Origin of the sequence: Shewanella spartinae (genome assembly GCF_019457555.1) — a bacterium.
Taxonomy (GTDB): Bacteria; Pseudomonadota; Gammaproteobacteria; order Enterobacterales; family Shewanellaceae; genus Shewanella; species Shewanella loihica.
The window spans coordinates 4,445,788-4,472,483 of sequence record NZ_CP080418.1; the positions used below are offsets into that span (position 1 = coordinate 4,445,788).

Consider the following 26,696-nt stretch of genomic DNA (forward strand, 5'->3'; position numbering starts at 1 on the left):
AAGCCCCGGGTGATACCTGGGGCTTTTTTTATCTTATCTCCCGCACGACCTCGATCAGCTGGGTCGTCGAGATGGCCGGTGTTCGCGGTAGATAGATCACCTGGCACAGAGGCTTGAGATGGTCGAACTTGCCTTGCCAGTCATCGCCCATCACCAGGATATCGGCCTGATGCGCCTCGATATATTCCGCCTTTAACTCCAGCGATTCCTCCAAAAATACCTCGTCGACACAGGCGAGCGCCTTGACAATGCGCATTCTGTCACGCTCGTTGCAGATCGGGTAGCGCTGTTTCTTGGAGAAATTCAGCGCATCCGAGGAGACGCCCACCGTCAGGTGTTCCCCTAACTCTCTGGCGCGCTCGATAATGTTGAGGTGTCCGATATGAAACATATCGAAAGTCCCGAAAGTAATAATTCTCATGAAGCCTCTTCGGACAAAAGATAATCGACGATGCGCTGACTAGAGTGGCCATCAACCCGACCGGCCAACTCTAGAGTGTACTCTGCCCGCTTGGCAGCAAATGACTCGGGCTGGGCGATCTGTTGATCCACCACGGCTTTGAGCTCCTTGTACGACGCCGCGTGAGCGGCCACACCGGCATAACGGTAGAGATCTTCATCCATGCGATTCTTGAAACGGAAACTTAAGATGCCACGATAACTCCAGCGCAGGTGGTAGAAATCACACCAGACCACGGGCTTATCCAAGGCCGCAAACTCAAACAGCGCCGACGAGGCGTCGCTGATCAAGAGATCGGCACTGGCCATGAAAGGTAATAGGTTCGCCTGCTCAACAGGTGCCAGGTAGACGTTATCAAAACTGCCCCAATGTTCCAGCAGTTGCTTCTGTTTCTTATAGCTGGGTTTGCTAAGCGAAAAATAGTGTGGCTTAAGCAAAATGTTGTATTCGCTAAAGGCGCTGGGCCAATCTTTGGCCATTTTCTCTATACTGCTGGGATAGAAGGTCGGCGCGTAAAGCAGCGTCGGCTTGGCAGGATCTAAGCCTAATGCCGCGAGATCCAGCCCTGCCTCACTGCCCTGCACGATAGGATCCAGCTTGGCATAGCCGGTATCGATAAAGGTCTTATGGGGAAAGAGCTGCTGCAGGCGCTTAAGGCGATATTCCCCCTCGACGAAACGCACATCCATATCCGATTCAGACACAGTGTAATAGCAGGCCTTAGGGCCTATGCCGTGCTGCATCAGGGCGGTCTTGCAGATACCCTTGAGTTTAGCGGCCGCATCGAAGCTGTTGCCAAAGATCACCCAGCTGGGTTTCTCCTTCAGGTAGTAGGCGAGTGCCTCCTCCTGGGAGTCGACCCAATGGGCCTCCAGGCCATTCTGCGCCACCAGGGCATCGAGTGCCGCCTGCTGATCCTGACTGCGATAGATCACGAAGCGCACTACTTGTCCCCGAGCCTGCAACTCCTGCATGACGGGCAAATATTGCGGCAAATAGTATGGATGCAGAACATCAAAACAGATCACAATCAATCTTCTCGCTGGTTATCGAAACCTTTGACCCGGCGTGAGTGACAGCAGATCGCCGCCAAACACTCAACCTAGCCTCAGTCTATCAATGGGCATACTGGCGCAGATTGTAACACATTCCATTAATACTACAGCCAATTTGTCACCTCGCCAGGCGAAAGCCTGACCAGTGAGCCCGGCGCAATTGGCGTCGAGTCACAAACAAGCAAACTTATGGCCACGGGTCACTGGCAAATAGCCATTGGCCAAGGTTTTCTCTGTCAGCAAAGCCATGTATCCTTAAGCCACTTTTATTTTATCGGCTAGGGCACAATGTCTCTTATTCCAAGTGAACGATTAGCACAGGCAAGACGCCTCCTCTTTGTTTCCCCTTTGGCGCTGGGCGATTTTCTCTATATCAAGACCTTTCTGGCCGCCCTCAAACAGCAGCATCCAGCACTCGAGGTGGATATCTGGCTCGACGATAACCGCAACAACCAAGACAGTTGGCGCCTCTCTCGTAGCAAGATCATGCAGCAGTGGATCGCCGCCGAGCCCGCCTTTAGCCGCAGCTATGGTTGCAGCGACAGCAAGGCGATGCAAGATAGACAGGTCGAGGCCGCCAAGGCCTTAGATTACGACCTGGTGATCACTCACTCAGGCAGCAAGAGCGAACAATTTTCGGCGCTGGCCAGACGCATCAGTCCCAAGGGCTTTATCGTCACCAGCCTGGCCAAATCCAAATTTGGCGGACTGCTCGACCCCTGGTTTTTCCGCCACAGCGACAAGACCTTTAAGATAGATGTGGCAGCCCTCGGCGAGCAGCACCATATTACCGATCGCTACTATCAGCTGCTGCACAGAGTTGCCGGGCTGACACTGGACAAATCGGCCTTCATGCCGTCGCTGACCATCACGCCAGAGGTTACCGAGACGGCAAAGGCCTGGCTAAGCGAGGCCTTTCCCGGTCAGGCTCAGGGCAGGCTCTATTTTCTCAACCATCTGTCGACCAATAAGAAGCGCGACTGGCATCAGTCTCAGCTGTTTGAATTGATCGCCCGCCTCACCGAGAAGGCACCAGACAGCCGCTTCATCGTCAACAGCACCCCAGAGAACTTTAGCGCCCTCGAGCAGGCCATCGACGATGAGCCTAAGCTGGCGAACAGCCAGGTCGCAGTCTTTACCGTGCAAGACAACTTCTTTGAGCTGCCGGCGATGATCGCCGCCGCCGATATGGTGATCACGGTCGAGACCGCCATCATGCACTTCGCCACCGCCAGTCAGCGCCCGCTTATCGCAATGATGCGGCAGAAGAAGCCCTACTGGGCGCCGCCGGAAACCGCCAGCTCTAAGGTGCTATACGCTTCGACAGGCAAGGGCTATGTTAGCGATATCGGCGTCGATGAGGTATTAGCCACACTTGCCCAGATGTCTGGCCCCCAGATGCCTAATGCCCAGATATCTGACGACGAGAAGCCAGCCGCCCATTCACAGTTAAATTCATAACAGCCAAGGCCCCATTATGAAAAAAGCCATCTTCACCCTCGCCATTGGCGACAATCCCATGTACCGCGCGGCGCTAAAAAGCTTCGAGCGCTACGCCGAAAAGGTCGGTGCCGATCTCGTGGTATCGGATCGCCTGCACTACAAGATCCATATCGAGAACCCTAAATACTCGGCCAGCCCGGCCTGGCCGGAAAAGCTCTATACCGCCGAGCTATTGAAGCAATACGACAGGGTGCTCTATCTGGATGCAGACATCATGGTGACGCCATGGGCGCGAGATATTTTCGAAGAGTATCAAGATCTTGAAACTGTCTACATGTTCGACGAAGGTCCTTACACCGACCGCACCATTCCGGTTGGCGAGATCAATGCCGCCTTCGACGCCGTCGAGAACTGGCCGCAAACCGATGGCCACTACAGCTACTACAACTTCGGCATGTTCCTGATCTCTAAGGAGTGCCCCCTGTTTGAGCTCGCCACCCTGGAAGGGATGCAGCAGGTGTGTAACACGGTTAAGTTCTACGATCAGACCTATGTGAATTACGTCATTCAGAAAAACAAGATCAAGAACCAAGGCGTCGATGCGGCTTTCAATCGCATGGATCTGCTGGGCAACGAAGACTATCGCAAGGCCGACTTTATTCACTACGCCGGTCGAGGCTACCGCATCAAGTGCCCGAGCCGCGAGATCCGCTATGTGGATGACTACTGCCAGATGTATGGCGATACCCTGACGCCGACAGAGATCAAGCAGCTCAAACTCGATGCCTGGAATCTCTATACCGCCAACCTAAAGCGTAAGAGTGGCGTTCCCCAGGGACTGCTTAACTTTATCGGCAAGCCAACTCTGGGACGCAAATGGCTTAAATAACGGTTTATATAAATAAGCAATTACTTAAGTTTTGGGGCTGCAAACACTAACAGTTGCAGCCCTTTTCATGCCACAGTCCACCAGCCTTTCGTTCACCTTTGCAACCGCAGATTTACCCCGCAGTTACAGCGACATCCATGCATTAACACAAAACCATCTAATATATTGAAAAGATAAAACTTATCGCCTCTAACGAGTAAAATTCCGGCCAAGACTATCACTCGTTAAGGCGCCATGAAGACCTCACTCATCATCACCACCTATAACTGGCCCCAAGCACTAAATGCTGTGCTCGCCAGCGTCCAGAGGCAAAGCCAGCTTCCCGACGAGGTGATCATCGCCGACGATGGCTCAGGCCCGGCAACACGCGAGCTTATCGACACACTCAAGGCCAGCTTTCCCGTCCCGCTGATCCACAGCTGGCATGAAGATAGGGGCTTTCGTCTGTCCGCCAGCCGCAATCGCGCCATAGGGCTCGCCCGCTTCGACTACATCATAATGATCGACGGCGATCTCGTACTACACCCAGACTTTATCGCCGACCACTTGGCCGTCGCCGAGCCAGGTTGCCTGGTGACGGGTAAACGAGTGAAGCTGGGACCGGCCCTAAGCCAGCGGATATTGACGGGTAACGCGCGGCCGAGTCTCTTCTCGCGTGGCATCGCCAGGGGCAGAGAGCAAGCGCTTCGCAGTCGCTGGCTGTGCGAGAAAAGCGGCTGGGGAGCGCCGGACTCAATAGAGGGCATACACGGCTGTAACCTGGGATTCTGGCGGCGAGATGCCCTGGCCATCAACGGCTTTAATCAGGCGTTCGAGGGCTGGGGCCCAGAAGATAAGGAATTTGCCCTGCGCATGTACCACAACGGTAAATGGCGCAAGCGGGTGAAGTTTTATGCCGTCGCCTTTCATCTGCATCACAAGGAGAGCTGCCGCCAGCAGCTGGCCAGCAACAATCTTTTGTTTCAGCACACGCTTACCCAAAGGCCGATTCGCTGCGCCCAGGGCATTAGCGAACTCGGCTCCTAAGGCGACTGGCAGAGACTCAGATAGTCGGCGACTATCTTATCGATTGCCACCTGAGTGAGGATCTCACTGTCCGCAAGGCTTGGATAATGCTCCAAGGCCTTATCTAGCTTACGACTCAAGGCCTCACTATCCCGCCTTGGCACCAGATACTCGGCGAGCTCATTTGTCATGATCTCATCCGGCCCATGGGGACAGAGGGTGCTGACCACGGGCGTGCCACAGATCAAGGACTCGATTAGCACGGTGGGCAGGCCTTCATAATCTGAGCTCAACACTAAGAGGCGCGCCGCCTTGATCCAGGGAAAGGGATTGGCCTGAAACCCGGGGCAGATGATGCGATCGGCAACGCCATACTTCTTGGCCAGCTTCATCGCCTTCTTGGGGTTGTTACAGAGCAGCACCAGCGGCAAGGGCTTATGCATCTTGGCAAGCGCTTGGAACAGTATGTCATGACGTTTCTGGCGGGCGACGCGGCCAACATGGATAAGGAATTCCCCCTTGGGGATATCCGGGGTCGCCTCAGCGGCCTTTGCCCTTATCGTCTCGATATCGAAGGGGTTGTAGATGGTGCGCACGCTACCGGGCACGATTCGACCGCTTTGGTCAATCTCGCGTGCTATCCCCTTGGACACTGTGATCAATGCCTGGCCGTTCAGTGCCCACTTGGCTCTGAGCATGGTGAGATAGGAGATAGGCCCGAGCTTACGCTCGCGCTTCAACTCCTCTTCGATAGAGTTATGCACCACGATATAGAGCGGCGACACGTTTGCGCGGGTCAGCAACAGATTACTCTTGTCCAGATTAGACAGGATAAGATCGAACTTGCCATGGGTCTGCTCGAGTCCGTCGATCCACTGTTTCACCCTGGCCGCCGAGCGGCTCAGTCGCCACCAGGCGATGATATGACGGTCGCGCTCATCGAAGCAGACATGCAGGGGAATATCCGCTGGCACGCCATAATCATAATGTGGGGAAAGCACCAGCAGGTGCGGCTCATGCCCTAGGCGTTTCAGCTCGGCCGCCAGGGTCAGGACTATCTTTTCGGCCCCGCCACCGGCGAGGCTGTCTATGGCCAAGCCGATGCGTTTAGCGCTCACCGACAAGCCCCAAGAGTCGTTCAATCTCCGCCATGCAGATATCCAGCCCCTTGGCCTCGGCCTCTCTATCCATATTGGCAGTTAACTGCTGGGCGGTCTGGGGTTCCATCAGGCGCTGCACTTGAGCGCACATGGCATCGAGCTCGATATCACAACTCAGCCCCAGGCCTCGCTGCACGCAGCGCTGGATCCGCTTGGGCTGATCCTTGGAGACGGCCACCGCCAGTGTCGGCACCTTGAGGGCGATGGCCTGCAACAGGGTGTCGCCGCCGCTCAGCACGGCGCCTGCGGCGCCATCGAGTAGATTGATAAACTCAAGGCTAGAGAGTCGCTCTATGGCCACCACGCCATCTAGCCGAGGCAGAGACTTGGGATAGTTAGGGCCAAATACCATGACACTGGGAATCCCCGTCTCTCGATAACAGGCCTGCGCCACCTGGGCGAAGCGCTCGGCGGCCAGGGTCGAGCCGATATAATGTCCGCCAGAGCCTGCACTATAAAGAAGATAACCCTTTGGCTTCAGGCCGTGCGCTTGCTGCAAGGCGTGCTGCAAGGCGCTATCTGGCCGCGCGAAGATTGAGCCGGTAAAGATCGGCTCGGCGCGGTTAATCAGGTTTAACTTGAAACGGTCGAAACGGCTGATATCGCCAATCACAAACTCTGGCTGTACCACCCAATGGCTGTCGGTGACCAAGGCCCGCTCAAGCTTCATGCCGCGGGCACGCTTACGTTTGTGTTGGCTGATGAAGACTACCTTGGCGCCGCTACGGTTGGCATGTTTAAGCTGCGCCTTGCGGCCGGCGGCATCGAAGATCACTAGGTCAGGCTTGAGCCTTGAGACCAGCTGATTCACCTCTTTCACACGCTTGGTGGGGGTGTCGTTAACCAGATGCGTCGGATAGGGACAATGTTTGGCATAGGGCGCGCGGCTATTGAGCACGAATTCAACCTGTGCCTGCGGCCAACGCTGCATGATCTCGTCGGCCACTATGGTGGAACGCATATATTCACCTATCCCCTCTTCACAGGAGACAGGTACAAACAGAAATTTTGGCGCCACTGACATTGACGATATCCCTAAAAATGAATGGGAAAACCCCATCTTCCCTCATTACATGACTCAGCCGACGGGGGCCAGATGAGCCAATCAAACCTGAAGTCTACCATTAATCGCCAACCCCTGGCTAATGGCTGGCGTGTGACTGCGACTCGCTAACTTGGTCACCGGCGCTGGCTTGCGCCAGGCGATCAAACTCCGCCAGCACGGGCGCCACCTGAATCATCTCCATCAAATGTTCCCCCTTGGCGCGGGTCCCCCAGGGCACATCGCCCGAGTGTTGCTGGGCGATCGCCTGGTCGTAGACGCTCACTACGCTGTCTAAACAGGTATAGGGCCCGGTGCGTCCAGGATTAGAGTGGGCGTAGAGGCCGATCACTGGCGTGCCCTGAGTCACCGCCATATGGGCCGGGCCGGTATCTGGTGCCAGGACGATACTCGCCTGTTTCAGAAGCGCCAGAAGCTGGGTCAGCGAGGTCTTGCCCACCTGGTTTTCGATGCGGGTATCGCCATGTGAAAGGATCGCCTCGGCGAGCTGACGCTCCATAGGAACCGGGCCGCCGCATAAGAGCACACGGTAGCCCTTCTCAAGCACATGGTCCGCCACCTGGGCATAACGCTCCGGCAGCCAATTGCGCTCGGCCTTACTGGCGGCGGCGCAGATCACTAAAGTCTTATCCCCATCTGGGATCAGCTGGCGGGCAAACTCGGTATCCGCGGCGGGTACTGGAATCTCCCACTTAGGCTTAAGATCCGTGACGCCCACGGCCTTGGCAAAGCCCATAAACCCCTCGAGCACATGGGGCGTCGACAAAGGCTCCACCCGGCGATTAGTCACCAGCCACTGCCCCTCCTTGGCGCGGGCACGATCGAAGCCCAGACGCACCTTTGCCGAGATAACCAAGGAGGCGATGGTCGCCCTCAGTGCCACCTGCATATGCAGCAGCAGATCGAAGCGACGTCCCTTAAGCGCCTTGCGCAGGTTGACGTAACTGCGCCAGCCCTGGGATTTGTCGAAGATGACAAACTCGACGTCGGGCAGATGCTTAAGCAGCAGATACTCCACCTTGCCAATCACCCAGGTGATCTTAAGATCTGGATACTGGCGCTGAATCGCCTGCACCATGGCCACCGCATGACACACGTCACCGATGGCAGATAAACGTAAGAGACACAAAGAGTGGGCAGTCTGCAAATTCAAGCTCATATAGGGGCCGCTGAGAAATTATTAGGGAGTAAGGATCCGCAACGAGTTTAATGTAGAATGTCACCAGGTTCCATGATTAGGCCGCCATAGGAACGAAAATGAACGAAATTCCCTGTTTATCGGCCGGATGACACGATGAAGATCCTCAATACTTCCATTCCAGACGTTAAGCTGCTCGAGCCTCGGGTGTTCGGCGATAAGCGCGGCTGTTTTTTCGAGACATTTCGTCAGCAGTGGTTTAAGGAACACCTGGTGGATCTCGACTTTGTGCAGGAAAATCAGAGCCATTCGCAGCAGGGCACGCTGCGTGGGCTGCACTATCAGCTCAGACAGCCTCAGGGCAAGCTTATCCGCGTAGTCAGCGGTGAGATCTTCGATGTATGTGTCGATCTGCGCCGCAATAGCCCGAGTTTCGGTCAATGGACAGGGCACCACCTGTCGGCAGACAACAAACATCAGCTCTGGGTGCCCCCCGGGTTCGCCCACGGCTTCTATGTCGTCTCGCCTGAGGCCCACTGCCTCTATAAGTGCACCGACTATTACGCGCCGAATGACGAACACAGCATCCGCTGGGACGATGACACCTTAGCCATCGATTGGCCGCTACTCAACACACGGTCGCCAATCCTGTCGCCCAAGGACAAGGCCGCGGGCACCTTTGCCGAGGCCGATTACTATGAATAGTCAACAGCAGCACCCGTTGGCCGGGCGCAATATCTTGATCACCGGTGGCGCTGGCTTTATCGGCTCGGCCTTGATTCGCCACCTCATCGCGCTAGGCGGTTGCCGTGTAGTGAACTATGACAAGCTTACCTATGCCGGCAACCTGTTGTCCCTCGAATCCGTAGCGCAAGATCCCAACTACCATTTCATCCAGGCCGATATCAATGATGGCGATACCCTGGGCAACGCCCTCAGGCAACACCAGATAGATCTGGTGCTCCACCTTGCGGCGGAGACCCATGTGGATCGCTCTATCGAGGGGCCGAGAGCCTTCATCGACACCAATATTGTCGGCACCTTCGAGCTGCTGCAGCAATGCCTAGACTATTATCGCAAGCTGCCGACGGAGGTAGCGGCGCGCTTTCGCCTGCACCATGTCTCGACCGACGAAGTATTTGGCGACTTAGGCTCAGACGAGGCGGGATACTTTAGCGAGCAGTCCCCCTACGCCCCCAGCTCACCTTATTCCGCCAGCAAGGCCGCGGCGGATCATCTGGTGAGGGTCTGGCATCGCACCTACGGCCTGCCGATAGTGCTGTCGAACTGCTCCAACAACTATGGCCCCTATCAGTATCCGGAGAAGCTGATCCCAGTGACCCTGCTTAACGCCCTGATGGGAAAATCGATTCCCGTCTATGGCGACGGCAAGCAGATCCGCGACTGGCTCTATGTGGACGACCACGCCCATGCCCTGTGCCAGGTGGCCGCTCGGGGCGAGCTAGGCGAGAGCTACAACATAGGCGGCATGAATGAGATGACGAATCTCGAAGTCGTCAGCCTCATCTGCGATCTGTTAAATCAAAAGGTCACCGAGAAGCCCAGCGGCATCAGCGACTTCAGGCAACTCATCGGCTTCGTCAAAGACAGGCCCGGGCACGACACCCGCTACGCCATTGACGCCAGCAAGCTGAGCCGCGCCTTAGGCTGGCAACCTAGCGAAAGCTTCGCCAGCGGCCTGGAGAAGACGGTGGACTGGTATCTGACACACCTGGATTGGTGCCATCAGATGGCGAGCCAGTCATGATGAGCAAGTCCATAATGGGTCCAGCACGATGAAACCGATATTGGTGATCGGCCGCCATGGGCAGGTTTCCCAGGCGCTCAAGGCGACTCAGCCAGAATGCTACCAGGTGGACTATCTGGGCCGTGAGGCGCTGGATATCCGCGACAGTCAGGCGATCGAGCGGCTATTAGAGCAGCAAGGCTATGGACTGGCTATCAATGCCAGTGGCTATACCCAGGTCGATGCAGCCGAGACTGACTGCCAGGCCGCCTTTGCCCTCAATCACCTAGCGGTAAAGGCACTGGCCGAGCACTGCGGTAAACGTGGCATCCGGCTTATCCACCTTTCCAGCGACTATGTCTTCGATGGGGTCTTTGATGGGGTATTTGATGAGGCTTTTAAGGGGGAGCTCGATAAACAACAGCGCCAACCCTATCGCCCAGCCGATACGTCTAACCCGGTGAGTCGCTATGGCGAATCTAAGTGGTGCGGCGAGCAGGCGGCGCTGGAATATGGCCTGGGCCATGCCTGCATAGTGCGCACCTCGTGGCTCTACTCCCCCTTCGGCCATAACTTTGTCAAGACCATGCTTACTCTGATGCGCCAGGGTAAACCGCTTAAGGTCGTCGACGATCAATGGGGCACGCCAACTTCGGCCATGGCACTGGGGCAGTTTATCTGGCAACTCATTCAAGTGACAAAGCCAGAACCCATCTATCACTGGAGCGATCTCGGCGTCACCAACTGGTATGAGTTTGCACGGCAGATATCAGATAGCGCCTTTGCCTTGGGGCTACTGGATAAGCCGGCAAACATCAGCCCCATTAGCACCCAGGAATACGGCGCCGCGGCGCCTCGCCCGCGCTACAGCGCGCTGGATACCAGTCAGTCCCAGGCTATTCTGCCCGCCAAACGCTGGCAGGATAATCTGATCCAGGTGCTGCAACAACTGGCGAAAGAGGGCTGACAGGGCACCAATATCGGGTACAATTCCCCATAGCGACCATTTAAGCCTGTTGAGCCAGTGAATCTATGCAAATAAAAACTACCGATGCCGGTTGCATCGTCTTTAGCCAAGCTTCGCTCAAGGCGATCACCCCAGATTGGTTTACCTTCGATTACTGGCAAGACCTAGGGGCCATAACAGGCTCTTCGACGGGCCGCTACACCACCTGGTTTGTCAATCCAGCGCCTCTGAGCCAGGCGCCCGAGGAGGAGTGGGTACTCAGACACTATTATCGTGGCGGCATGATGGAGAAGTTCAGCCGCGATGCCTATCTCTACACCGGGCTTAAGCGTTGCCGGGCGATCGCCGAATTCAATTTATTGGAGCAGCTGTTTAAGGAAGGGTTTGCGGTGCCGGAACCTGTGGCGGCGCAGATCCAGCGCAGCGGCCCCTACTATCGCGGCGATATCATCATCAAGCGGATCCCGGGCGCTCGCGATCTGGTGGCCGAACTAAGCCAGGGGCCTATGTCGGATGAAAAATGGCAGGCGCTCGGTGCCTGTATCGCCAAGTTCCACCGCCGCGGCGTCTATCACGCCGATCTTAACGCCAAGAACATACTATTGGCTGGCGAGAGCTTTACCCTGATCGATTTCGACCGCGGCGCATTGAAGCAGCCTGGCAGCAAGTGGCAAAAGGCCAATCTGGATCGCCTGCTCCGCTCCTTCAACAAGGAGAAGGGCAAGGCGCCCGAACTGCACTTTAGCCAGGAAAACTGGCAGCAGCTGTTAGCGGGCTACGCCCAGGCCTAAGCCTTGATCAACTCGCTAGCCAAGTCGAACTGGGCCGTCAGTGCCCCCTTATTGGCCTCGACCACCTCGAGCCCGGCCTCTCTGGCGGCCAGATAGGCCGCCTTATCGTCAAACTTATGCACCAGCTGCTGCGCCAACTCATCGGCATCCTGCACTAAGGCTAAAGATCCCGCCTCCTTAAGCAAGCCAGTGATCTCGGCAAAATCCCAGTGATGTGGCCCCACATAGACGGGCAGGCCGATGGCCGCCGGCTCCAGTGGATTATGGCCACCATTCTCGATCAGGGTACCGCCGACAAAAGCCTGATCCGCCGCGCCATAGAAGCTCAGCAGCTCACCCATGGTGTCGCCCAGCAGCACCTGAGTCTGGTCATCCACCGCATCTTGTTTACTTCGGCGCGCCGGCACTAGCCCTGCGGCCTTCACCCGGCTGGCCGCCGCGTCAAACTGCTCTGGATGCCTGGGCACCAACACCAGCAGGGCATGGGGGAAGCGCATCAACAGGCTCTTGTGCGCGGCGAGCATGATATCAAACTCCCCGGGATGTACGCTGCCCGCCACCCAGACAGGGGTCTCCATCCGCTGCCAGGTCTTACGCAGCTCTTTTGCCTTCTCTAGCAATTCAGGCGCTATGGTGAGGTCGAACTTGAGGCTTCCCGTAACCTTTACCCGTTCGGCCTCGACGCCCAGGTCGATGAAACGCTGCGCCGCCTGAGGCGACTGGGCTGCGATCAGATCCAGTGAGCGCAGCATGGGCAGCGACAGCTTGGGCCGGCCGCGATACTGATTGGCGGACTTCTCCGACAGGCGGGCGTTGGCCAGCATCAGCCTGACACCCCGGCGTTTGGCCTGATGAATCAGGTTAGGCCACAGCTCAGTCTCCATGATGATAATCTGCTTAGGCTGCAGCTGGCTTAGGAAACGCGCCACACACAGAGGAAGGTCGAAAGGCAGATAGCAGTGCTGCACGCTTTCGCCAAAGGCTTTTATCACCTCGGCCGAACCTGTCGGACTCGTGGTGGTAATGGTAATACTGAGCTCGGGGTACGCGGCCTGTATCTGTTTAATCAGCGGAATCGCCGCCAGAGTCTCCCCCATGGAGACAGAATGGATCAGCAGATCTGCCCGCGAAAGCGTCGACAGACCGAAGCGTTCGCCCCAACGACCACGGTAATCCGGGCTCTTGATCGCCCGAATCGCCAAATAGAGAATCAGCAGAGGGCTTAGTAGATACAGCAAGGCAGAATAGAGGGTACGATTCATAGGGGATGGCACTTACACAGGGTCAATTTACTCATAGGCCTTAATAGTAACATATGCCGCTGGCCGGCGGGCGGCAAACAGACGCAGGCCCAATAAACCTCACATCGATTTATAAATAGGCAGAAAAACAGGGGGTTAATCATAACTGGTCTGAGTAGCCATAGATTGACTTTTACCCGCTGGCTGATAACTTCAACTGGAGCCTTTACTCGAATATAGCCCTATGACTCGTGCGCAAGAAAAGGCTGGCCCACGGGTGATAAACCGACCTGACTTAGGATCAAGATGAAGACCCGCGATAAAATCGTCCACGCCGCCCTGGCCCTGTTTAACGAGCATGGTGAGCGCGCCATCACCACCAACCATATTGCCGCGCATCTGGGGATCAGCCCGGGTAACCTCTACTACCATTTTCGTAATAAAGAAGACATCATCCGTTCCATCTTCAGCCTCTATGAGCAGCACTTAGAGACAGGCTTTCAGCCCTATGAAGGCAAGAAGGTCGATGTCGACCTCCTGATCGGCTACTTCGACGCCCTCTTCTACACCCTGTGGCAGTTCCGCTTCATGTACGCCAACCTGGTGATCATCCTCAGCCGCGACGAGGTGCTCAACAAGCAGTATACGGTCACCCATGAGCAGGTACTCAAGCGAGCCACCAGCATCCTGACCCAGCTAAAACAGGATGGCGTATTGGTGATCGACGACGCCGAGATCACGCCGCTGGCCGACACCATCCGCATGGTGGCCTGCTTCTGGATCAGCAACCAGCTCACCCACTCTGAGGCCACCCAGATCACCAAGACCTCGCTCTACGAGGGGCTACTGCGAGTGTTAATGATCTTCAAGGCCTACGCCAGCGAGTCCGCCAGACCCACCTTCATCAGGCTTGAGCAGCATTACCAGGCCCTGGCCAAGGCGGAACAGGAAGAAGACTAAACAACGGTTCTGCCACTCACCTCATCATCTGGCCTCTCGCTTAGTCTGTCGTGATAGGCCTGTCGTGATAGGCCAGTTGTGACATTTCGCATTATTTTTTGTTATGCGAAAGTTGCACTTGCACTAACTTAGTTAATAGCGCAAAAAAAAATGTGGCGCCGGCCGGGTTTAAGGTTAGAATTCGGCCAGCCTAGCGCGATCCATATCCCAGGCGTCCCCCTTTCCGGCAGGCGTGTCGGCAACAATAGATGGTCGAAACTGAACTAGACTTAATCATTCATCGACGGGGCGATACCTGGCTATGACAAGCCTGACTTATGCGTTAAAGATGGTTCCTAACTTATCGCCTTTCCTCGAGTTTATCTGCCAAGTGAGCAGGCTCGGGCAAAGCATACAAAAATAAAACGAGACAGAAAGAAGGAGACTACAGGTGGCAACGACCTCATTCTACGATCAAATCAATCAGCAGCTGGCTGAAGTTAAAGCGGAAGGCTTATACAAGAGCGAGCGCGTTATTGCCTCTCCTCAGAAGACCGAAATCGAAGTCAACGGCCACGAAGTGATGAACTTCTGCGCCAACAACTACCTTGGCCTGGCCAATCATCCCGAACTGATCGCCGCGGCGCAGCAGGGCCTGAGCGATCACGGCTTCGGTATGGCGTCTGTGCGCTTCATCTGTGGTACCCAAGATATTCATAAGCAACTCGAAGCCAGCCTGAGTGAATTCCTCGGCATGGAAGACACCATTCTTTACTCTTCATGCTTCGATGCGAACGCCGGCCTGTTCGAGACCCTACTGGGCGCCGAAGACGCCATCGTCTCAGATGCCCTGAACCACGCCTCTATCATCGACGGTGTACGTCTGTGTAAGGCCAAGCGCTTCCGCTACGCCAACAACGACATGGCCGATCTGGAGACCCAACTGCAGGCGGCAAAGGCAGCCGGTGCTCGTCATATCTTGATCGCCACCGACGGCGTATTCTCTATGGATGGCGTGATCGCCAACCTCAAAGGCGTCTGCGACCTGGCCGATAAATATGGCGCCCTAGTCATGGTGGATGACTCGCACGCCGTGGGCTTTATCGGTCAAAACGGCCGCGGTACCCACGAGTATTGCGACGTGATGGACAGAGTCGACATCATCACGGGTACCCTGGGCAAGGCCTTGGGCGGCGCATCGGGTGGATTTACCTCGGCGAAGAAAGAGGTCGTCGACTGGCTACGTCAACGCTCGCGTCCTTACCTCTTCTCTAACTCGCTGGCCCCTTCTATCGTCACCGCCTCGATTCACGTACTGGAGATGCTAATGTCTGGCCAGGCACTGCGCGAAGCCGTATGGGAAAACAGCCGTTACTTCCGCGAGAAGATGACCGAGGCAGGATTTACCCTGGGCGGCGCCGACCACGCCATCATCCCTGTGATGATTGGCGATGCCAAGCTGGCCAGCGACTTCGCTAACCGTCTGTTGGAAGAGAATATCTATGTGATCGGCTTCTCCTTCCCTGTGGTACCTAAGGGCCAGGCCCGTATTCGTACCCAGATGTCGGCCGCTCATACCCGCGAGCAGCTAGATCGCGCCATCGATGCCTTCACCCGCATCGCCAAAGAGATGGGAATTATCTAGGAGTCTATCGATGAAAGCCTTAAGCAAACTCAAGCCTGAAGAAGGCATCTGGATGGTTGATGCGCCAAAACCTGAAGTTGGCCACAACGATCTGCTGATCAAGATCCGCAAGACCGCCATCTGCGGCACCGACGTACATATCTACAACTGGGATGAGTGGTCGCAAAACACCATTCCTGTGCCTATGGTAGTTGGCCACGAATATGTGGGCGAAGTGGTCGAGATTGGTCAGGAAGTCCGTGGCTTCCAGATTGGCGATCGCGTCTCTGGCGAAGGTCATATCACCTGTGGCCACTGCCGCAACTGCCGTGCGGGCCGCACTCACCTGTGCCGCAACACCTCGGGTGTGGGTGTTAACCGTGAAGGCGCATTTGCCGAATACCTGGTGATCCCGGCCTTCAACGCCTTCAAGATCCCTGACGATATCTCTGACGATCTGGCTTCTATCTTCGATCCATTCGGTAACGCGGTGCACACGGCGCTGTCGTTCGACTTGGTCGGCGAAGATGTGCTGATCACAGGTGCAGGCCCTATCGGCATCATGGCCGCCGCAGTTTGTCGCCATGTCGGCGCACGCCACGTGGTGATCACAGACGTGAACGAATACCGCCTCGAGCTGGCCAAGAAGATGGGCGCCACCCGCGCCGTTAACGTGGCCAAGGAGAAGCTGGAAGATGTGATGCAAGATCTCGGCATGACTGAAGGCTTCGATGTGGGCCTTGAGATGTCGGGCGTGCCAGCAGCCTTCCACTCCATGCTGGATACCATGAACCACGGCGGTAAGATCGCCATGCTGGGTATTCCTGGCGGCGACATGGCCATCGACTGGAGCAAGGTGATCTTCAAGGGACTCATCATCAAGGGGATCTACGGCCGTGAGATGTTCGAGACCTGGTACAAGATGGCCAGCCTGATCCAATCGGGGCTGGATATCTCACCAATCATCACACATCACTACAATGTCGATGATTTCCAAGCCGGTTTCGACGCCATGCGCTCGGGCCAATCGGGCAAGGTGATCCTCAGCTGGGATTAATCCCCTGCACCACTCGCAACCGGGGCTGTACTCTCACGGCCCCATGTTGCACACTTAACTTATCCCTCTTTTTCATTACAGGTTGACTATGTCTGCTTTTCAACACCTGAGTGTCAATCAACTCATCCATATGCTGGAAGACAATGCCGAGGTACAGGTAGTCGATATCCGCGACGGCGCCAGCTTCGAGGCGGGACAGATCCCCGGTTCGACCAACCTCAACAACGAAAACCTGGCGCGTTATATTGCCGAGGCCGACATGGACAGCCCCTTAGTCGTGGTCTGCTATCACGGCATCAGCAGCCAGAATGCCGCGCAATACATGCATGAACAGGGTTTCGATGATGTCTATAGCCTGGATGGTGGCTTCCAGGCCTGGCGCGAAGCCCATTAATTTCCAGAGGTAAGCCTATGTTGGAACTTGGTCGTCTCCCCAATGAGCGCGCCGCCCAGGCGCTAATCGATTACCTCAAGGGCCAGGGCATAGATTGCCAGCTGCAACATGCCGCACACGGGGTGATCCTCTATGTCGCCCAAGAGCAAGACTACGCCAAGGCGCGCCGCGAATATGAGCACTTCGTGCGCACCCCCTATGACGACAAGTACCTTCAGGCCTCTTGGGAAAACGGCAGTACAGGCACCAAGCTAGATTACGGCGCGCCTGGGCTGCAGCTGGTGACTCAGTTCCTGTCCGGGGCTGGCCCCCTGACCCTTATCGTCATGCTCAGCTGCACGCTAATCTATCTCGGCTTCATCTTCGGCTTTGCCAACCCAATCTTCGAGGCACTCTCCTTCTTCGGCGCCGTATCCGGCAGCGACAGTAGTCAGATCTGGCGCGTATTTACCCCGAGTCTGATGCACTTCTCCGCCATGCATATCATCTTCAACCTGCTCTGGTGGTGGTATCTGGGGGGCAAGATAGAGAACAAGCTAGGGGTGACTCCACTTTTAACCTTACTGCTGATCGCCGGCACCCTGCCGAATCTGCTGCAATATGCCATAGGTGGTCCCAACTTCGGCGGCCTCTCGGGCGTTGTCTATGCGGTGGTGGGCTACACCTGGATCATGGGAGTCAGACGTCCCGAGAAGGGAATAGGCCTGCCACCTGCCTACATAGGCTTCATGTTGGTCTGGCTGGTATTTGGCTTTACCGATATGTTCGGCCTCTCCATCGCCAACGGCGCCCATATCGGCGGCTTAATGGTGGGCCTGACTCAAGGCTTTATCGACAGTCGCCGACGGATTTAATTAGCTCCAAAAAAATGCCCTCAGTAAGGCCACTAGATCAATAAGGGCCCATTAGATGGGCCCTTTTTGATTGGCTAATACCAATCACGATGAGTGAACGGTTATTTATTGCGGTTGGCCATGGGATCACGCCAGCTCAATCACCTTCTTCACCAGCTTATCTATGCCGATATGGGCCTGGGCAATATTCTCGGCCAACATATAAGCCGGCGTGCTCACCAGTTTGCGCGCCTCATCGACGACGATCTGCTCGACATTGGCCTCCACATGCTCACCGCCCATCAGGTTAAAGGCATGGGCCGTGTCGCTGTCATGGCCTATGGTGCCCTTGGCCTTCTCGCCATAGAGCTTAGGGATCATCACGGGTGAGATACAGATAAAGCCTACCGGCTTGTCCGCCTCGACAAACTCGCTGATGAAGGCCTTCACGCTGGGTGCCACCTCACACTCACTGCCGACCACGGCAAAGTTACACAGGTTCTTCGCGGCGCCAAAGCCACCAGGGATCACCAGACCATCGAAGGCCTGGATATCTAACTCGTCCGTTGCCTTGATGTCGCCACGGGCAATACGCGCCGACTCCACCAGCACGTTACGATGCTCACCCACTGCCACCTCACCTGTGAGGTGATTCACCACGTGCATCTGCTCTATGTTGGGTGCGAAACATTGATAACTCACTCCGGCCTGGGTCAGCGACAGCAGAGTCAATACTGCCTCATGAAGTTCGCTGCCATCGAACACTCCCGCGCCGCTTAATAAAACAGCAAATTTTTTCATTAAAAACTCCTTTAATAGACCGAATGGTTTTAACAACCAGATAACAAAAGGGTTGATCTGATTATTTTTCATGCTAAGTTAGTTCATCGACTCTAACAAGGCCGAGCAATTTCGCCAAGTCAGAGCATAAATATGGATGACAAAATAAAAAATCCACAAATTAGGAATTTTTACTCGGAAGTAATACCTAGTTCACATAAAAATATAATACAAAAACAAATCAACAAGTTGCATCACCCGCTTATGTTCGTCGTCGTGATCCCTACTCGCTGAAACTTTTTTAGCTCACAGACTTATCCACAGGCTGCTGAGTAATTTGCCGTGGCCGAAATCGCCCTAATATGGCATGCTAGCGCCATCATCGCATACCGAAAAAATAGATAAAATTATGCCTAATATCGCTGAAAACCCACTCATTCTTGTGGATGGTTCTTCCTATCTTTACCGCGCCTACTATGCGCCGCCCCACCTGACCAACTCCAAGGGTGAGGCCACGGGTGCCGTGTATGGCGTGATCAACATGCTACGCAGCCTGCTCAACCAATATAAGCCGACCCAGATGGCTGTGGTGTTCGATGCCAAGGGAAAAACCTTCCGCAATGAGATGTATGCCGAATATAAGGCCCACAGACCCCCCATGCCGGACGATCTCAGGACACAAATCGAACCGCTGCATCGCATCATTCGCGCATTGGGGCTTCCCCTGGTCTGTATTCCCGGCGTCGAGGCCGATGATGTCATAGGCACCATCGCCAGACAGGCCAGCCAGGAAGGCCGCGCCGTGCTGATCAGCACAGGCGATAAAGATATGGCGCAGTTGGTGGATGACAAGATCACCCTGATCAACACTATGACCAACACCATCCTAGGCCCCGATGAGGTGAGCGAGAAGTTTGGTGTCGGCCCTGAGCTGATCATCGATCTACTGGCACTGCAAGGCGATAAGGCAGATAACATCCCCGGCCTGCCAGGCGTGGGTGAGAAGACGGCGCTGGCTATGCTACAAGGCGTAGGCGGCGTCGACGCCATCCTCGCCAACCCAGAGAAGATACCGGAGCTCGGTTTTAGGGGCGCTAAGACCATGCCCGCCAAGATCGCCGAACATGGCGACATGCTCAAACTCTCCTATGAGCTGGCGACCATCAAGTGCGATGTCGAACTGCAACAAGACTGGCACCAGCTCAACATTCAAGACGCGGATCGCGACGAGCTGATCAAATGCTACGGCGAGATGGAATTTAAGCGTTGGCTGGCCGAGGTGTTAGACAACAAGTCGAGCGTCGACAGCCAAGAAGAGGCCGACGAAGCGCCGGCGCCTCAGACGATCGATACCCAGTACGACACCATTCTGACCTGGGAAGCCTTAGATGAGTGGCTAAAGGCCCTGGCCGCCGCACCGCTATTTGCCCTGGATACAGAAACCACCAGCCTCAACTACATGGAGGCCAAACTGGTGGGGCTCTCGTTTGCCATCGAACCAGGCAAGGCCGCCTACCTGCCGCTGGCACACGATTATGCCGATGCCCCAGAGCAGCTCGACAGCGAGCAGGTACTAGCCAAGCTCAAGCCACTGCTGGAAGACCCTAGCCTTCTCAAGGTGGGACAGAACCTTAAATATGACATGAGCATATTGGCCAATGTCGGCATCTCCCTCAAGGGAGTTGCCTTCGATACCATGCTCGAGTCCTATGTATTTAACTCGGTCGCCTCCAAGCACAACATGGATGACCTGGCGCTGAAATACCTGGGTCACAAGAATATCAGCTTCGAAGAGATCGCCGGCAAGGGCGTTAAGCAGCTGACCTTCAACCAGATCCCGCTGGAAACGGCGGCCCCTTACGCCGCTGAAGACGCTGACATCACACTCAGGCTGCATCAGCATCTTTGGCCGAGACTGCAAAAGGCCAGCGAGCTTGCCAGCGTCTTTACCGACATAGAGCTGCCTCTGGTCAGCATCTTGTCGCAAATCGAACGTCAGGGCGTGTTAATCGACAGCATGCTGCTGGGCCAGCAGAGCGACGAGCTGGCACGCAAGATAGATGAGCTGGAGCAGAAGGCCTACGAGATCGCTGAAGAGCCCTTTAACCTAGGCTCGACCAAACAGCTGCAGGCCCTCTTCTTCGAGAAACTGGGTTACCCAGTATTGAAGAAGACCCCTAAGGGCGCACCGTCCACCGCCGAAGAGGTACTGGTTGAACTGGCCCTGGACTACCCACTGCCCAAGATCATCCTGGAGCACAGGAGTCTGTCTAAGCTTAAGAGCACCTACACAGACAAGTTGCCGCTCATGGTCGATGGTAAGACTGGCCGGGTACACACCAGCTACCACCAGGCCATCGCCGCCACGGGTCGCCTGTCATCCAGCGAGCCTAACCTGCAGAATATCCCCATCCGCACCGAGGAGGGCCGCCGTATTCGTCACGCCTTCGTGGCGCCAGAGGGACGCAAGATCCTCGCAGCCGACTATTCGCAGATCGAGCTGAGGATCATGGCCCACCTCTCCCAGGATAAGGGCCTGCTGAGTGCCTTCGCCGAGGGCAAAGATATTCATAGAGCCACCGCCGCCGAGGTGTTTGACGTCGACTTCAGTGAAGTCACCAGCGAACAACGTCGCCGCGCCAAGGCGGTGAACTTTGGTCTCATCTATGGCATGTCGGCCTTCGGTCTGGCCCGCCAGCTGGATATTCCGCGCCACGAGGCTCAGCAATATATCGACATCTACTTCAAGCGCTATCCTGGCGTGCTCAAGTATATGGAAGATACCCGCGCTGCCGCCGCCGAGCAGGGATACGTATCGACCCTCTATGGTCGCAGGCTCTATCTACCGGCCATCAAGGATAGAAACGCCATGCGCCGTCAGGCAGCGGAGCGCGCAGCGATCAACGCGCCGATGCAGGGCACGGCTGCCGATATCATCAAGAAGGCCATGATCAATATCGCTCAGTGGATCGAGACAGAGACACAGGGAGAGATCACCATGATCATGCAGGTTCACGATGAACTGGTGTTTGAGGTCGACGCCGACAAGGCCGATTCGCTCAAACTCAAGGTGTGTGAACTGATGGCGCAGGCCGCCTCGTTAGATGTCGAACTACTGGCCGAGGCTGGTATCGGCGATAACTGGGAACAGGCGCACTAGGCATAGGTTTGTGACTATGGCTCACCTGATACTCGGCTCAATGTTCAATTAGATCAGAATTGAGCCACAAAAATGCCCCGACTACGCCCCGGCCTGCCGGGGCATTTTTTATGCTGTGAGAGCCATTCATCCTGGCATCTCGCACTCTCGACCCGCGAAGCCGTAAAAATCACCAAAAATAGTAATATTTTTTCACTTAAGGGCAGCTTTTAGCTAAACAGCTCTTTTAAAGGCAATTTTGGTAAATTTTAGATCAAAAACCTGTGCTTTTATTGAGCACTTTTTTAGACATTGCTCACATTATTGTCGTTTTTTACAAAAAACAGTTTCCCATATTACGACCAATGAAGTATTATTCTCTGCGTAGGGTACAGAGGTTAAGATGTTCTATCTTTCAGACCTTTTTTTATTTCACGTTAAGTGAAAAGCCAAATTCTGGCGCCCCAGCAAGTTACTTGCTGGGGCTTTTTTTCGTCTGAAATTTAATTTAGAGCAAATACTTTAATTTGGGTGGGATTCGGGCTATCCTATGACCACTGAGAACTATTGGTCGATGACCGATAGAACTTGAGTCTTGTTGAAATTTAGCTTCTCCCCAAAAGAGCTAATGTATTTTTTGCCGATGGTGTAGCCGTCGGCATTTTTTTTACCTCCCACTTCTAAGCCATTCAAAGAGTTACCCGCTAATAGCCTTTGCTGCTAAGCGTCTTAGCCACTAAAAACCAGGCATAAAAAAACGCCCCCAATCTGGAGGCGCTCTCTAATCACAAACGAAAGTTGTTACTCTTGTTCGGCGTCGGCCAAGGCCTCCACCAGCCAATCTGGATGACACCACTCGTTAAGAATCCCCAGTACCTTAGGCTTGCCTGTACCTTTCAAGGAAGAGAATGGCTCCACCTTCACGCCGTCGCCAAAATCTGCCAAGGCCTTACGCACATCGTTAACCGTCTTCATTCGAGCACTCTGCGCCAACTTGTCACACTTGGTCAGCAAGGCCAGCACGGGAATGTCGCAATCCACCGCCCACTCGATCATCTGCATGTCGAGATCCTTAAGTGGATGACGAATGTCCATCAGTACGACCAGGCCACTCAAACAGGCGCGTTCCTGCAGATATTGCCCCAGCGCCTGCTGCCATTTCTTCTTCATGGCCAGAGGTACCTGAGCGAAACCATAGCCAGGCAAATCCACCAGGCGTCTGTGCTCATCGAGCGCGAAGACGTTGATCAACTGGGTACGCCCAGGTGTCTTACTGGTTCTTGCCAGGTTCTTCTGCTCGGTTAATTGGTTTAATGCGCTCGACTTTCCGGCATTAGAGCGGCCAGCAAAGGCGATTTCGACGCCTACATCACCGGGCAAGTGCTCATCCAGATGCGCAATATCCGGCGCACTGATCAAAAACTTGGCCTGTCGAAAATCGATACGAGAATCAGTCACTACCCACCCCAAAATTTGTTATTTCTTCAGTTTAAATATCGAAGACTTGCTTACATTTGCACAATTTCGTGTAAAATATTACCCCGATCACATAAATCATATTTTATCACGCTTGCAGGTCACTCTCGTAAGCTCAGGACAAAAAATTTAACTAAAAGTTGGAACGCCATGAAAAAGTTCGCTATTGCGCTATCGATGTTAGCCACTCTATCAACTCCGGCTCTAGCAGCAGGTGATGCTGAAGCGGGAAAAACTAAAGCAATCATTTGTTCTGCCTGTCACGGTGTTGATGGTAACAGTATGATCGACATGTACCCCAAGATTGCGGGTCAACAAGAAACTTACCTGAAGAAGCAGCTTACCGAGCTGCGTCAAGCTGCCCACACAGGCGGTAAAGAAGGCCGTAACGATCCTATGATGAGCCCAATGGCGGCAGCATTGTCGGATCAGGATATCGAAGATTTGGCGGCTTACTTCTCTTCGCAAAAACTTGCGATGAGCGAAGTTAAAGACGTGCCTGAACTGGGTGAGCAACTATACAAGGGTGGTGACGCCGTACGCGGTGTGACTGCATGTATCGCCTGTCACGGTCCTAGCGGTAAAGGTTCTGAGGCTGCTGGCTTCCCTGCTATCGCGGGCCAACACGCTAACTACATCAAGATCCAGCTGAATAAGTTTCACGATACAAGTCGTAACAACGACCTAAACGGCATGATGCAAGACGTTGCCAAGAAGCTGACCAGCGAAGATATCGAAGCGCTATCTAAATATATTTCAAGCATTAAGTAATTAATCGCTGGATAACGAAAGGGTGGTTTATACCACCCTTTTTAACAACCTCAAGCTTACGTTTACGTAAACTGCTGAAAATTGATGCTTGACATAGATCACAGATTTCGTTTTAATTGTGCCCGTACCGAGGTAAACCCAACTGTTTGTATAAAATCTACCTAATAACAATAAACAGATTTCGGTATGTGATTACATTTAAGATATAAGAATAAAGTTAAGCAAAAATAATAATAATTTTTTGACCACTCACTAAAAATAATAAGAGAAGTACTTCGCATCTGAAGTCGGGTCGTAATAACTTGGTAAGGATATTGGTTAGGAAGGCCAATGCGCTAATTAGCATTTTCCTTACGGTTCAGAAAACAGTTGAACTGCTTACTGCTGAACTTAATGTAAACCGAACAGGGATGGTTTATTAGGCGTCAAAGATGACGATATGGATTGTGATGTGTCAATGAAGACCATCTACGGAAGCTGTGGTCAGGAAGGCGACAGGGAAAGAAAAAAAGCGTCTGGAAGACCGAAAACGAAAATAACTATGCATGGAAAGCAGATTAAAAAATAAGATGGAATCCGACTGGGAGAGTCGCATAGCAAGTAAGGAAACTTGGAATCAGAATTGAGTACCTTTGGTACTTTTTGGAAGGCGACAGTGATACTGTCGCCTTTTTTTATATCCGGCAAAAAATACGCTTCTGTTTCCGCTTGGCCTACAGTAAATTAAACCGGGTAGCAGCAATTAACCCAGCCTTTAAGAGCCATGCCCTAGCCATGCGAAGATGCCCCCTGTGCACCAGCGAAGAGACCGCCCCCTTCTATCAAGATAGAAAACGCTGCATCTATCGCTGTAAGCGCTGCATGCTGCTGTTTGCCGATGCCAACTCTCATCTGCCGCCCAGCGCCGAGGTAAAACGCTACCGCTCGGCCAATAGTAAAGACAAGCCGCTGCAACAATTCCTGTCGAGCCTGATCACTCAGTGTGAGCAGCAGGTTCAGGGCCCACTGCTTGGACTCAACTTCGGCCGACTGCTAAACCCACAGGCGATAGACGCCATCAAGGCGCGAGGCCATCAGCTCAACCAGTATGATCCACACTTCGCCCCGGATCATACTCTGCTAAGACTCGAATACGACTTCATCTGTTGTTATCGCGTCTTCGAGCACTTTCGCTTTCCTGGAAAAGAGTGGCAGCTGCTTTGTTCCCTGCTTAAACCCGGCGGCTGGATGGCGATCAGCACCCAACTGCTCACCGAGCTTCAGGGCTTTCCCAAATGGCACCACAAAAACAATCTGACCCATGTCAGCTTTTATCAGCAAGCCACCTTCCAATATTTGGCAAGCCAGGCCGAGTTTAGGCTATTATTCGCCTCGAAAGATCTCATTTTGGTGCAAAAACCAACAGGATCTGGTATAACACGCGACCCAAGTTCACTTATCTAACTCAGGGTTAGGTAGGTTCACGATTTTTTGTAGTTGAGATTAACGTTATGACCCGTAAGAAATCGCGCAAGATCAATGAGAATGCGCCAAAGCGTCCGCCTAGAACCAAGAAAGAAGACCGTGTCGTCACGGGTAAGAAGCAGAAGTCGGGCAATAAAGCGGGCAGTCGTCATAACGAAAAGCAGATCCAACAGAAGCAATCGGGCACGGCACAGGCCAAAGATCCTCGCCACGGCAGCAAGAAGCCTGTCGCACTTGAGCTTCCGACTAAGGCGCCTGTGGCCAAGCAGCCCAAGGCACCTAAGATGAGCGACGAACAGAAACTGCTGAAGCTAGAGGAAGATCCTAGACTCAACAAGCTGCTCGACATGCTTGAAGAGGGTCGTGATCTCAACGATGCGGATCAGGCCTGGTTAGAGAAGCAACTAACAGAGATCGAGCGCCTGATGGATCGCCTGGGCATCACAGAAGAGGATGACCTCGAGCATGTGATGAAGACCACGGTCGGCTCAGACGACGATCTGCTGGATAAGTTTGAATCTGGCGCCGATCTGCTCAAAGATTATCAAGATAAAGACTAGCCTCAGGCTAACCCAAATGGCATCGATTCGATGCCATTTCTCTATCTCGCCTCTGTGATTAACACCTAGCTAACCAACACCTCGGATTGCATTATGACAACGACACTCTTCATCCTGGGCGCCATCATCATCTTAGGCCTAGCCGCCTATGCCGCCAGCCTGTTACTCAAACTGAAACAGCAAACCGCACGACAAAAAGCGCAACGCGAAGCCCAACAAGCCGCGGCTGACGCCAAGGAGCTGGAACTGCTCGGCAACATTCACTATATCGCCGCCGCCATGCTCGAAGAGCGCTGTGAGCTGTCAGAGGGCGTGATGCGTATCGGTAAGCTGTTCAATATTCTTGGCCACACAGAGCAAGTGAAACACCAGTACCCGGCGCTCTTTAAGCATTATGAGATCATCGAGTCCCACCCTATCATGGAGCAGCGCAAGGCGTTGGCCAAGCAGCAGCGTATGAAGCTAGACTTAGAGAGAATGAAGTCAGAATCGGCGCTGGAAGCCGAAATCATGGCCGAGGTGGCCCTGCTGGCCAAAGCCTATGCCCACCTCAGCCACTGACGTGAGTCGGTGCACAAAAACGGCTTAAGACCAAGACATTTAAGCCGAAAACAAGGATATTCGACAGCTAACATAAATTGCAGTGCTAATTTGCAACCTGGATCAATGTTATTCACTCAATAACATTGCATACTTCGCT

At 54.2% G+C, this 26,696-nt stretch carries 25 protein-coding genes; 17 read left to right on the top strand and 8 right to left on the bottom strand.

What is annotated here, in order from left to right:
* Positions 1-28: 28 nt before the first annotated feature.
* Entirely contained in the window at positions 29-421 is a 393-nt protein-coding gene (locus K0I31_RS19285) for an FAD synthase family protein (protein WP_011867489.1), read from the bottom strand.
* Positions 418-1,488 (bottom strand): CDP-glycerol glycerophosphotransferase family protein, encoded by a 1,071-nt coding sequence (locus K0I31_RS19290; protein WP_220079424.1) that lies wholly within the window; start codon positions 1,486-1,488, stop codon positions 418-420. The genes K0I31_RS19285 and K0I31_RS19290 overlap by 4 nt, the downstream gene beginning before the upstream one ends.
* Before the next feature lie 315 nt (positions 1,489-1,803).
* Between K0I31_RS19290 and K0I31_RS19295 the strand changes: the two genes are divergently transcribed.
* The 3 genes from K0I31_RS19295 (at position 1,804) to K0I31_RS19305 (ending at position 4,873) form a co-directional block, all read left to right on the top strand.
* Positions 1,804-2,976, top strand: a complete 1,173-nt coding sequence (locus tag K0I31_RS19295) for a glycosyltransferase family 9 protein (protein ID WP_220079425.1) — start codon at positions 1,804-1,806, stop codon at positions 2,974-2,976.
* A gap of 16 nt (positions 2,977-2,992) precedes the next feature.
* On the top strand, positions 2,993-3,847 hold the full coding sequence (locus tag K0I31_RS19300; protein WP_220079426.1) for a glycosyltransferase: 855 nt from the start codon (positions 2,993-2,995) through the stop codon (positions 3,845-3,847).
* A gap of 234 nt (positions 3,848-4,081) precedes the next feature.
* A complete protein-coding gene (locus tag K0I31_RS19305; protein ID WP_220079427.1) occupies positions 4,082-4,873 on the top strand; it encodes a glycosyltransferase family 2 protein in 792 nt (263 codons plus the stop codon).
* On the opposite strand, the gene K0I31_RS19310 is transcribed toward K0I31_RS19305, so the two are convergent.
* The 3 genes from K0I31_RS19310 to K0I31_RS19320 form a co-directional block, all read right to left on the bottom strand.
* Positions 4,870-5,970 carry a glycosyltransferase gene (locus tag K0I31_RS19310; RefSeq protein WP_220079428.1) on the bottom strand — a complete coding sequence of 367 codons (1,101 nt, stop codon included), beginning with the start codon at positions 5,968-5,970 and terminating at the stop codon, positions 4,870-4,872. The genes K0I31_RS19305 and K0I31_RS19310 overlap by 4 nt on opposite strands.
* Positions 5,960-7,036: a glycosyltransferase gene (locus tag K0I31_RS19315; protein ID WP_220079429.1), complete on the bottom strand. Its 1,077-nt coding sequence runs from the start codon at positions 7,034-7,036 to the stop codon at positions 5,960-5,962. The genes K0I31_RS19310 and K0I31_RS19315 overlap by 11 nt, the downstream gene beginning before the upstream one ends.
* Positions 7,037-7,154: 118 nt before the next feature.
* Positions 7,155-8,234 (bottom strand): glycosyltransferase family 9 protein, encoded by a 1,080-nt coding sequence (locus K0I31_RS19320; protein ID WP_220079430.1) that lies wholly within the window; start codon positions 8,232-8,234, stop codon positions 7,155-7,157.
* 135 nt (positions 8,235-8,369) lie between these two features.
* Here K0I31_RS19320 and rfbC point away from each other — a divergent pair, with 135 nt between their 5' ends.
* From rfbC to K0I31_RS19340, 4 genes are all read left to right on the top strand, one after another.
* Complete coding sequence (gene rfbC / locus K0I31_RS19325; protein WP_220079431.1) at positions 8,370-8,918, top strand: dTDP-4-dehydrorhamnose 3,5-epimerase; 549 nt, start codon at positions 8,370-8,372, stop codon at positions 8,916-8,918.
* Positions 8,911-9,981 carry a dTDP-glucose 4,6-dehydratase gene (gene rfbB, locus K0I31_RS19330; RefSeq protein WP_220079432.1) on the top strand — a complete coding sequence of 357 codons (1,071 nt, stop codon included), beginning with the start codon at positions 8,911-8,913 and terminating at the stop codon, positions 9,979-9,981. Before rfbC ends, rfbB begins: the two co-directional genes overlap by 8 nt.
* A gap of 28 nt (positions 9,982-10,009) precedes the next feature.
* Positions 10,010-10,927: a dTDP-4-dehydrorhamnose reductase gene (gene rfbD / locus K0I31_RS19335; RefSeq protein WP_220079433.1), complete on the top strand. Its 918-nt coding sequence runs from the start codon at positions 10,010-10,012 to the stop codon at positions 10,925-10,927.
* Positions 10,928-10,992: 65 nt separating this feature from the next.
* Positions 10,993-11,718, top strand: coding sequence for a 3-deoxy-D-manno-octulosonic acid kinase (locus tag K0I31_RS19340; RefSeq protein WP_220079434.1), 726 nt, complete (start codon positions 10,993-10,995; stop codon positions 11,716-11,718).
* On the opposite strand, the gene waaA is transcribed toward K0I31_RS19340, so the two are convergent.
* Entirely contained in the window at positions 11,715-12,980 is a 1,266-nt protein-coding gene (waaA, locus tag K0I31_RS19345) for a lipid IV(A) 3-deoxy-D-manno-octulosonic acid transferase (protein WP_220079435.1), read from the bottom strand. The two genes, K0I31_RS19340 and waaA, sit on opposite strands and share 4 nt — an antisense overlap.
* Before the next feature lie 285 nt (positions 12,981-13,265).
* On the opposite strand from waaA, the gene K0I31_RS19350 reads away from it, so the two are divergent.
* The 5 genes from K0I31_RS19350 (at position 13,266) to glpG (ending at position 17,827) form a co-directional block, all read left to right on the top strand.
* Positions 13,266-13,919: a TetR/AcrR family transcriptional regulator gene (locus K0I31_RS19350; protein WP_011867502.1), complete on the top strand. Its 654-nt coding sequence runs from the start codon at positions 13,266-13,268 to the stop codon at positions 13,917-13,919.
* 430 nt (positions 13,920-14,349) lie between these two features.
* On the top strand, positions 14,350-15,543 hold the full coding sequence (locus tag K0I31_RS19355; RefSeq protein ID WP_220079436.1) for a glycine C-acetyltransferase: 1,194 nt from the start codon (positions 14,350-14,352) through the stop codon (positions 15,541-15,543).
* 10 nt (positions 15,544-15,553) lie between these two features.
* Positions 15,554-16,579, top strand: a complete 1,026-nt coding sequence (gene tdh / locus K0I31_RS19360; RefSeq protein ID WP_011867504.1) for an L-threonine 3-dehydrogenase — start codon at positions 15,554-15,556, stop codon at positions 16,577-16,579.
* An 88-nt stretch (positions 16,580-16,667) separates the two neighbouring features.
* Positions 16,668-16,973 carry a thiosulfate sulfurtransferase GlpE gene (gene glpE, locus K0I31_RS19365; protein WP_220079437.1) on the top strand — a complete coding sequence of 102 codons (306 nt, stop codon included), beginning with the start codon at positions 16,668-16,670 and terminating at the stop codon, positions 16,971-16,973.
* A gap of 17 nt (positions 16,974-16,990) precedes the next feature.
* On the top strand, positions 16,991-17,827 hold the full coding sequence (gene glpG / locus K0I31_RS19370) for a rhomboid family intramembrane serine protease GlpG (RefSeq protein ID WP_220079438.1): 837 nt from the start codon (positions 16,991-16,993) through the stop codon (positions 17,825-17,827).
* A gap of 126 nt (positions 17,828-17,953) precedes the next feature.
* Here the strand turns inward: glpG and elbB are convergent, their stop codons facing one another.
* On the bottom strand, positions 17,954-18,607 hold the full coding sequence (elbB, locus tag K0I31_RS19375) for an isoprenoid biosynthesis glyoxalase ElbB (protein ID WP_144201272.1): 654 nt from the start codon (positions 18,605-18,607) through the stop codon (positions 17,954-17,956).
* Positions 18,608-18,995: 388 nt separating this feature from the next.
* Between elbB and polA the strand changes: the two genes are divergently transcribed.
* Complete coding sequence (gene polA / locus K0I31_RS19380) at positions 18,996-21,746, top strand: DNA polymerase I (protein ID WP_220079439.1); 2,751 nt, start codon at positions 18,996-18,998, stop codon at positions 21,744-21,746.
* 780 nt (positions 21,747-22,526) lie between these two features.
* On the opposite strand, the gene yihA is transcribed toward polA, so the two are convergent.
* Entirely contained in the window at positions 22,527-23,183 is a 657-nt protein-coding gene (yihA, locus tag K0I31_RS19385; protein ID WP_011867509.1) for a ribosome biogenesis GTP-binding protein YihA/YsxC, read from the bottom strand.
* Between the two features lie 168 nt (positions 23,184-23,351).
* On the opposite strand from yihA, the gene K0I31_RS19390 reads away from it, so the two are divergent.
* The 4 genes from K0I31_RS19390 (at position 23,352) to K0I31_RS19405 (ending at position 26,557) form a co-directional block, all read left to right on the top strand.
* On the top strand, positions 23,352-23,972 hold the full coding sequence (locus K0I31_RS19390) for a c-type cytochrome (protein ID WP_011867510.1): 621 nt from the start codon (positions 23,352-23,354) through the stop codon (positions 23,970-23,972).
* 774 nt (positions 23,973-24,746) lie between these two features.
* On the top strand, positions 24,747-25,415 hold the full coding sequence (locus K0I31_RS19395) for a methyltransferase domain-containing protein (RefSeq protein ID WP_011867511.1): 669 nt from the start codon (positions 24,747-24,749) through the stop codon (positions 25,413-25,415).
* Between the two features lie 47 nt (positions 25,416-25,462).
* Positions 25,463-25,996 (top strand): Der GTPase-activating protein YihI, encoded by a 534-nt coding sequence (gene yihI / locus K0I31_RS19400; RefSeq protein ID WP_011867512.1) that lies wholly within the window; start codon positions 25,463-25,465, stop codon positions 25,994-25,996.
* 93 nt (positions 25,997-26,089) lie between these two features.
* Positions 26,090-26,557: a DUF2489 domain-containing protein gene (locus K0I31_RS19405; RefSeq protein WP_220079440.1), complete on the top strand. Its 468-nt coding sequence runs from the start codon at positions 26,090-26,092 to the stop codon at positions 26,555-26,557.
* Positions 26,558-26,696 lie beyond the last annotated feature (139 nt).

Excerpts from the sequence above, each read along its gene's own strand:
- rfbB (WP_220079432.1), top strand. The coding sequence starts at position 8,911 with ATGAATAGTCAACAGCAGCACCCGTTGGCCGGGCGCAATATCTTGATC.
- rfbC (WP_220079431.1), top strand. The coding sequence starts at position 8,370 with ATGAAGATCCTCAATACTTCCATTCCAGACGTTAAGCTGCTCGAGCCT.
- rfbD (WP_220079433.1), top strand. The coding sequence starts at position 10,010 with ATGAAACCGATATTGGTGATCGGCCGCCATGGGCAGGTTTCCCAGGCG.
- K0I31_RS19300 (WP_220079426.1), top strand. The coding sequence starts at position 2,993 with ATGAAAAAAGCCATCTTCACCCTCGCCATTGGCGACAATCCCATGTAC.
- K0I31_RS19350 (WP_011867502.1), top strand. The coding sequence starts at position 13,266 with ATGAAGACCCGCGATAAAATCGTCCACGCCGCCCTGGCCCTGTTTAAC.
- glpE (WP_220079437.1), top strand. The coding sequence starts at position 16,668 with ATGTCTGCTTTTCAACACCTGAGTGTCAATCAACTCATCCATATGCTG.
- polA (WP_220079439.1), top strand. The coding sequence starts at position 18,996 with ATGCCTAATATCGCTGAAAACCCACTCATTCTTGTGGATGGTTCTTCC.
- yihI (WP_011867512.1), top strand. The coding sequence starts at position 25,463 with ATGACCCGTAAGAAATCGCGCAAGATCAATGAGAATGCGCCAAAGCGT.
- K0I31_RS19395 (WP_011867511.1), top strand. The coding sequence starts at position 24,747 with ATGCGAAGATGCCCCCTGTGCACCAGCGAAGAGACCGCCCCCTTCTAT.
- elbB (WP_144201272.1), bottom strand. The coding sequence starts at position 18,607 with ATGAAAAAATTTGCTGTTTTATTAAGCGGCGCGGGAGTGTTCGATGGC.
- K0I31_RS19340 (WP_220079434.1), top strand. The coding sequence starts at position 10,993 with ATGCAAATAAAAACTACCGATGCCGGTTGCATCGTCTTTAGCCAAGCT.
- K0I31_RS19285 (WP_011867489.1), bottom strand. The coding sequence starts at position 421 with ATGAGAATTATTACTTTCGGGACTTTCGATATGTTTCATATCGGACAC.
- K0I31_RS19295 (WP_220079425.1), top strand. The coding sequence starts at position 1,804 with ATGTCTCTTATTCCAAGTGAACGATTAGCACAGGCAAGACGCCTCCTC.
- waaA (WP_220079435.1), bottom strand. The coding sequence starts at position 12,980 with ATGAATCGTACCCTCTATTCTGCCTTGCTGTATCTACTAAGCCCTCTG.
- K0I31_RS19305 (WP_220079427.1), top strand. The coding sequence starts at position 4,082 with ATGAAGACCTCACTCATCATCACCACCTATAACTGGCCCCAAGCACTA.
- K0I31_RS19315 (WP_220079429.1), bottom strand. The coding sequence starts at position 7,036 with ATGTCAGTGGCGCCAAAATTTCTGTTTGTACCTGTCTCCTGTGAAGAG.
- K0I31_RS19390 (WP_011867510.1), top strand. The coding sequence starts at position 23,352 with ATGAAAAAGTTCGCTATTGCGCTATCGATGTTAGCCACTCTATCAACT.
- tdh (WP_011867504.1), top strand. The coding sequence starts at position 15,554 with ATGAAAGCCTTAAGCAAACTCAAGCCTGAAGAAGGCATCTGGATGGTT.
- K0I31_RS19405 (WP_220079440.1), top strand. The coding sequence starts at position 26,090 with ATGACAACGACACTCTTCATCCTGGGCGCCATCATCATCTTAGGCCTA.
- K0I31_RS19320 (WP_220079430.1), bottom strand. The coding sequence starts at position 8,234 with ATGAGCTTGAATTTGCAGACTGCCCACTCTTTGTGTCTCTTACGTTTA.
- glpG (WP_220079438.1), top strand. The coding sequence starts at position 16,991 with ATGTTGGAACTTGGTCGTCTCCCCAATGAGCGCGCCGCCCAGGCGCTA.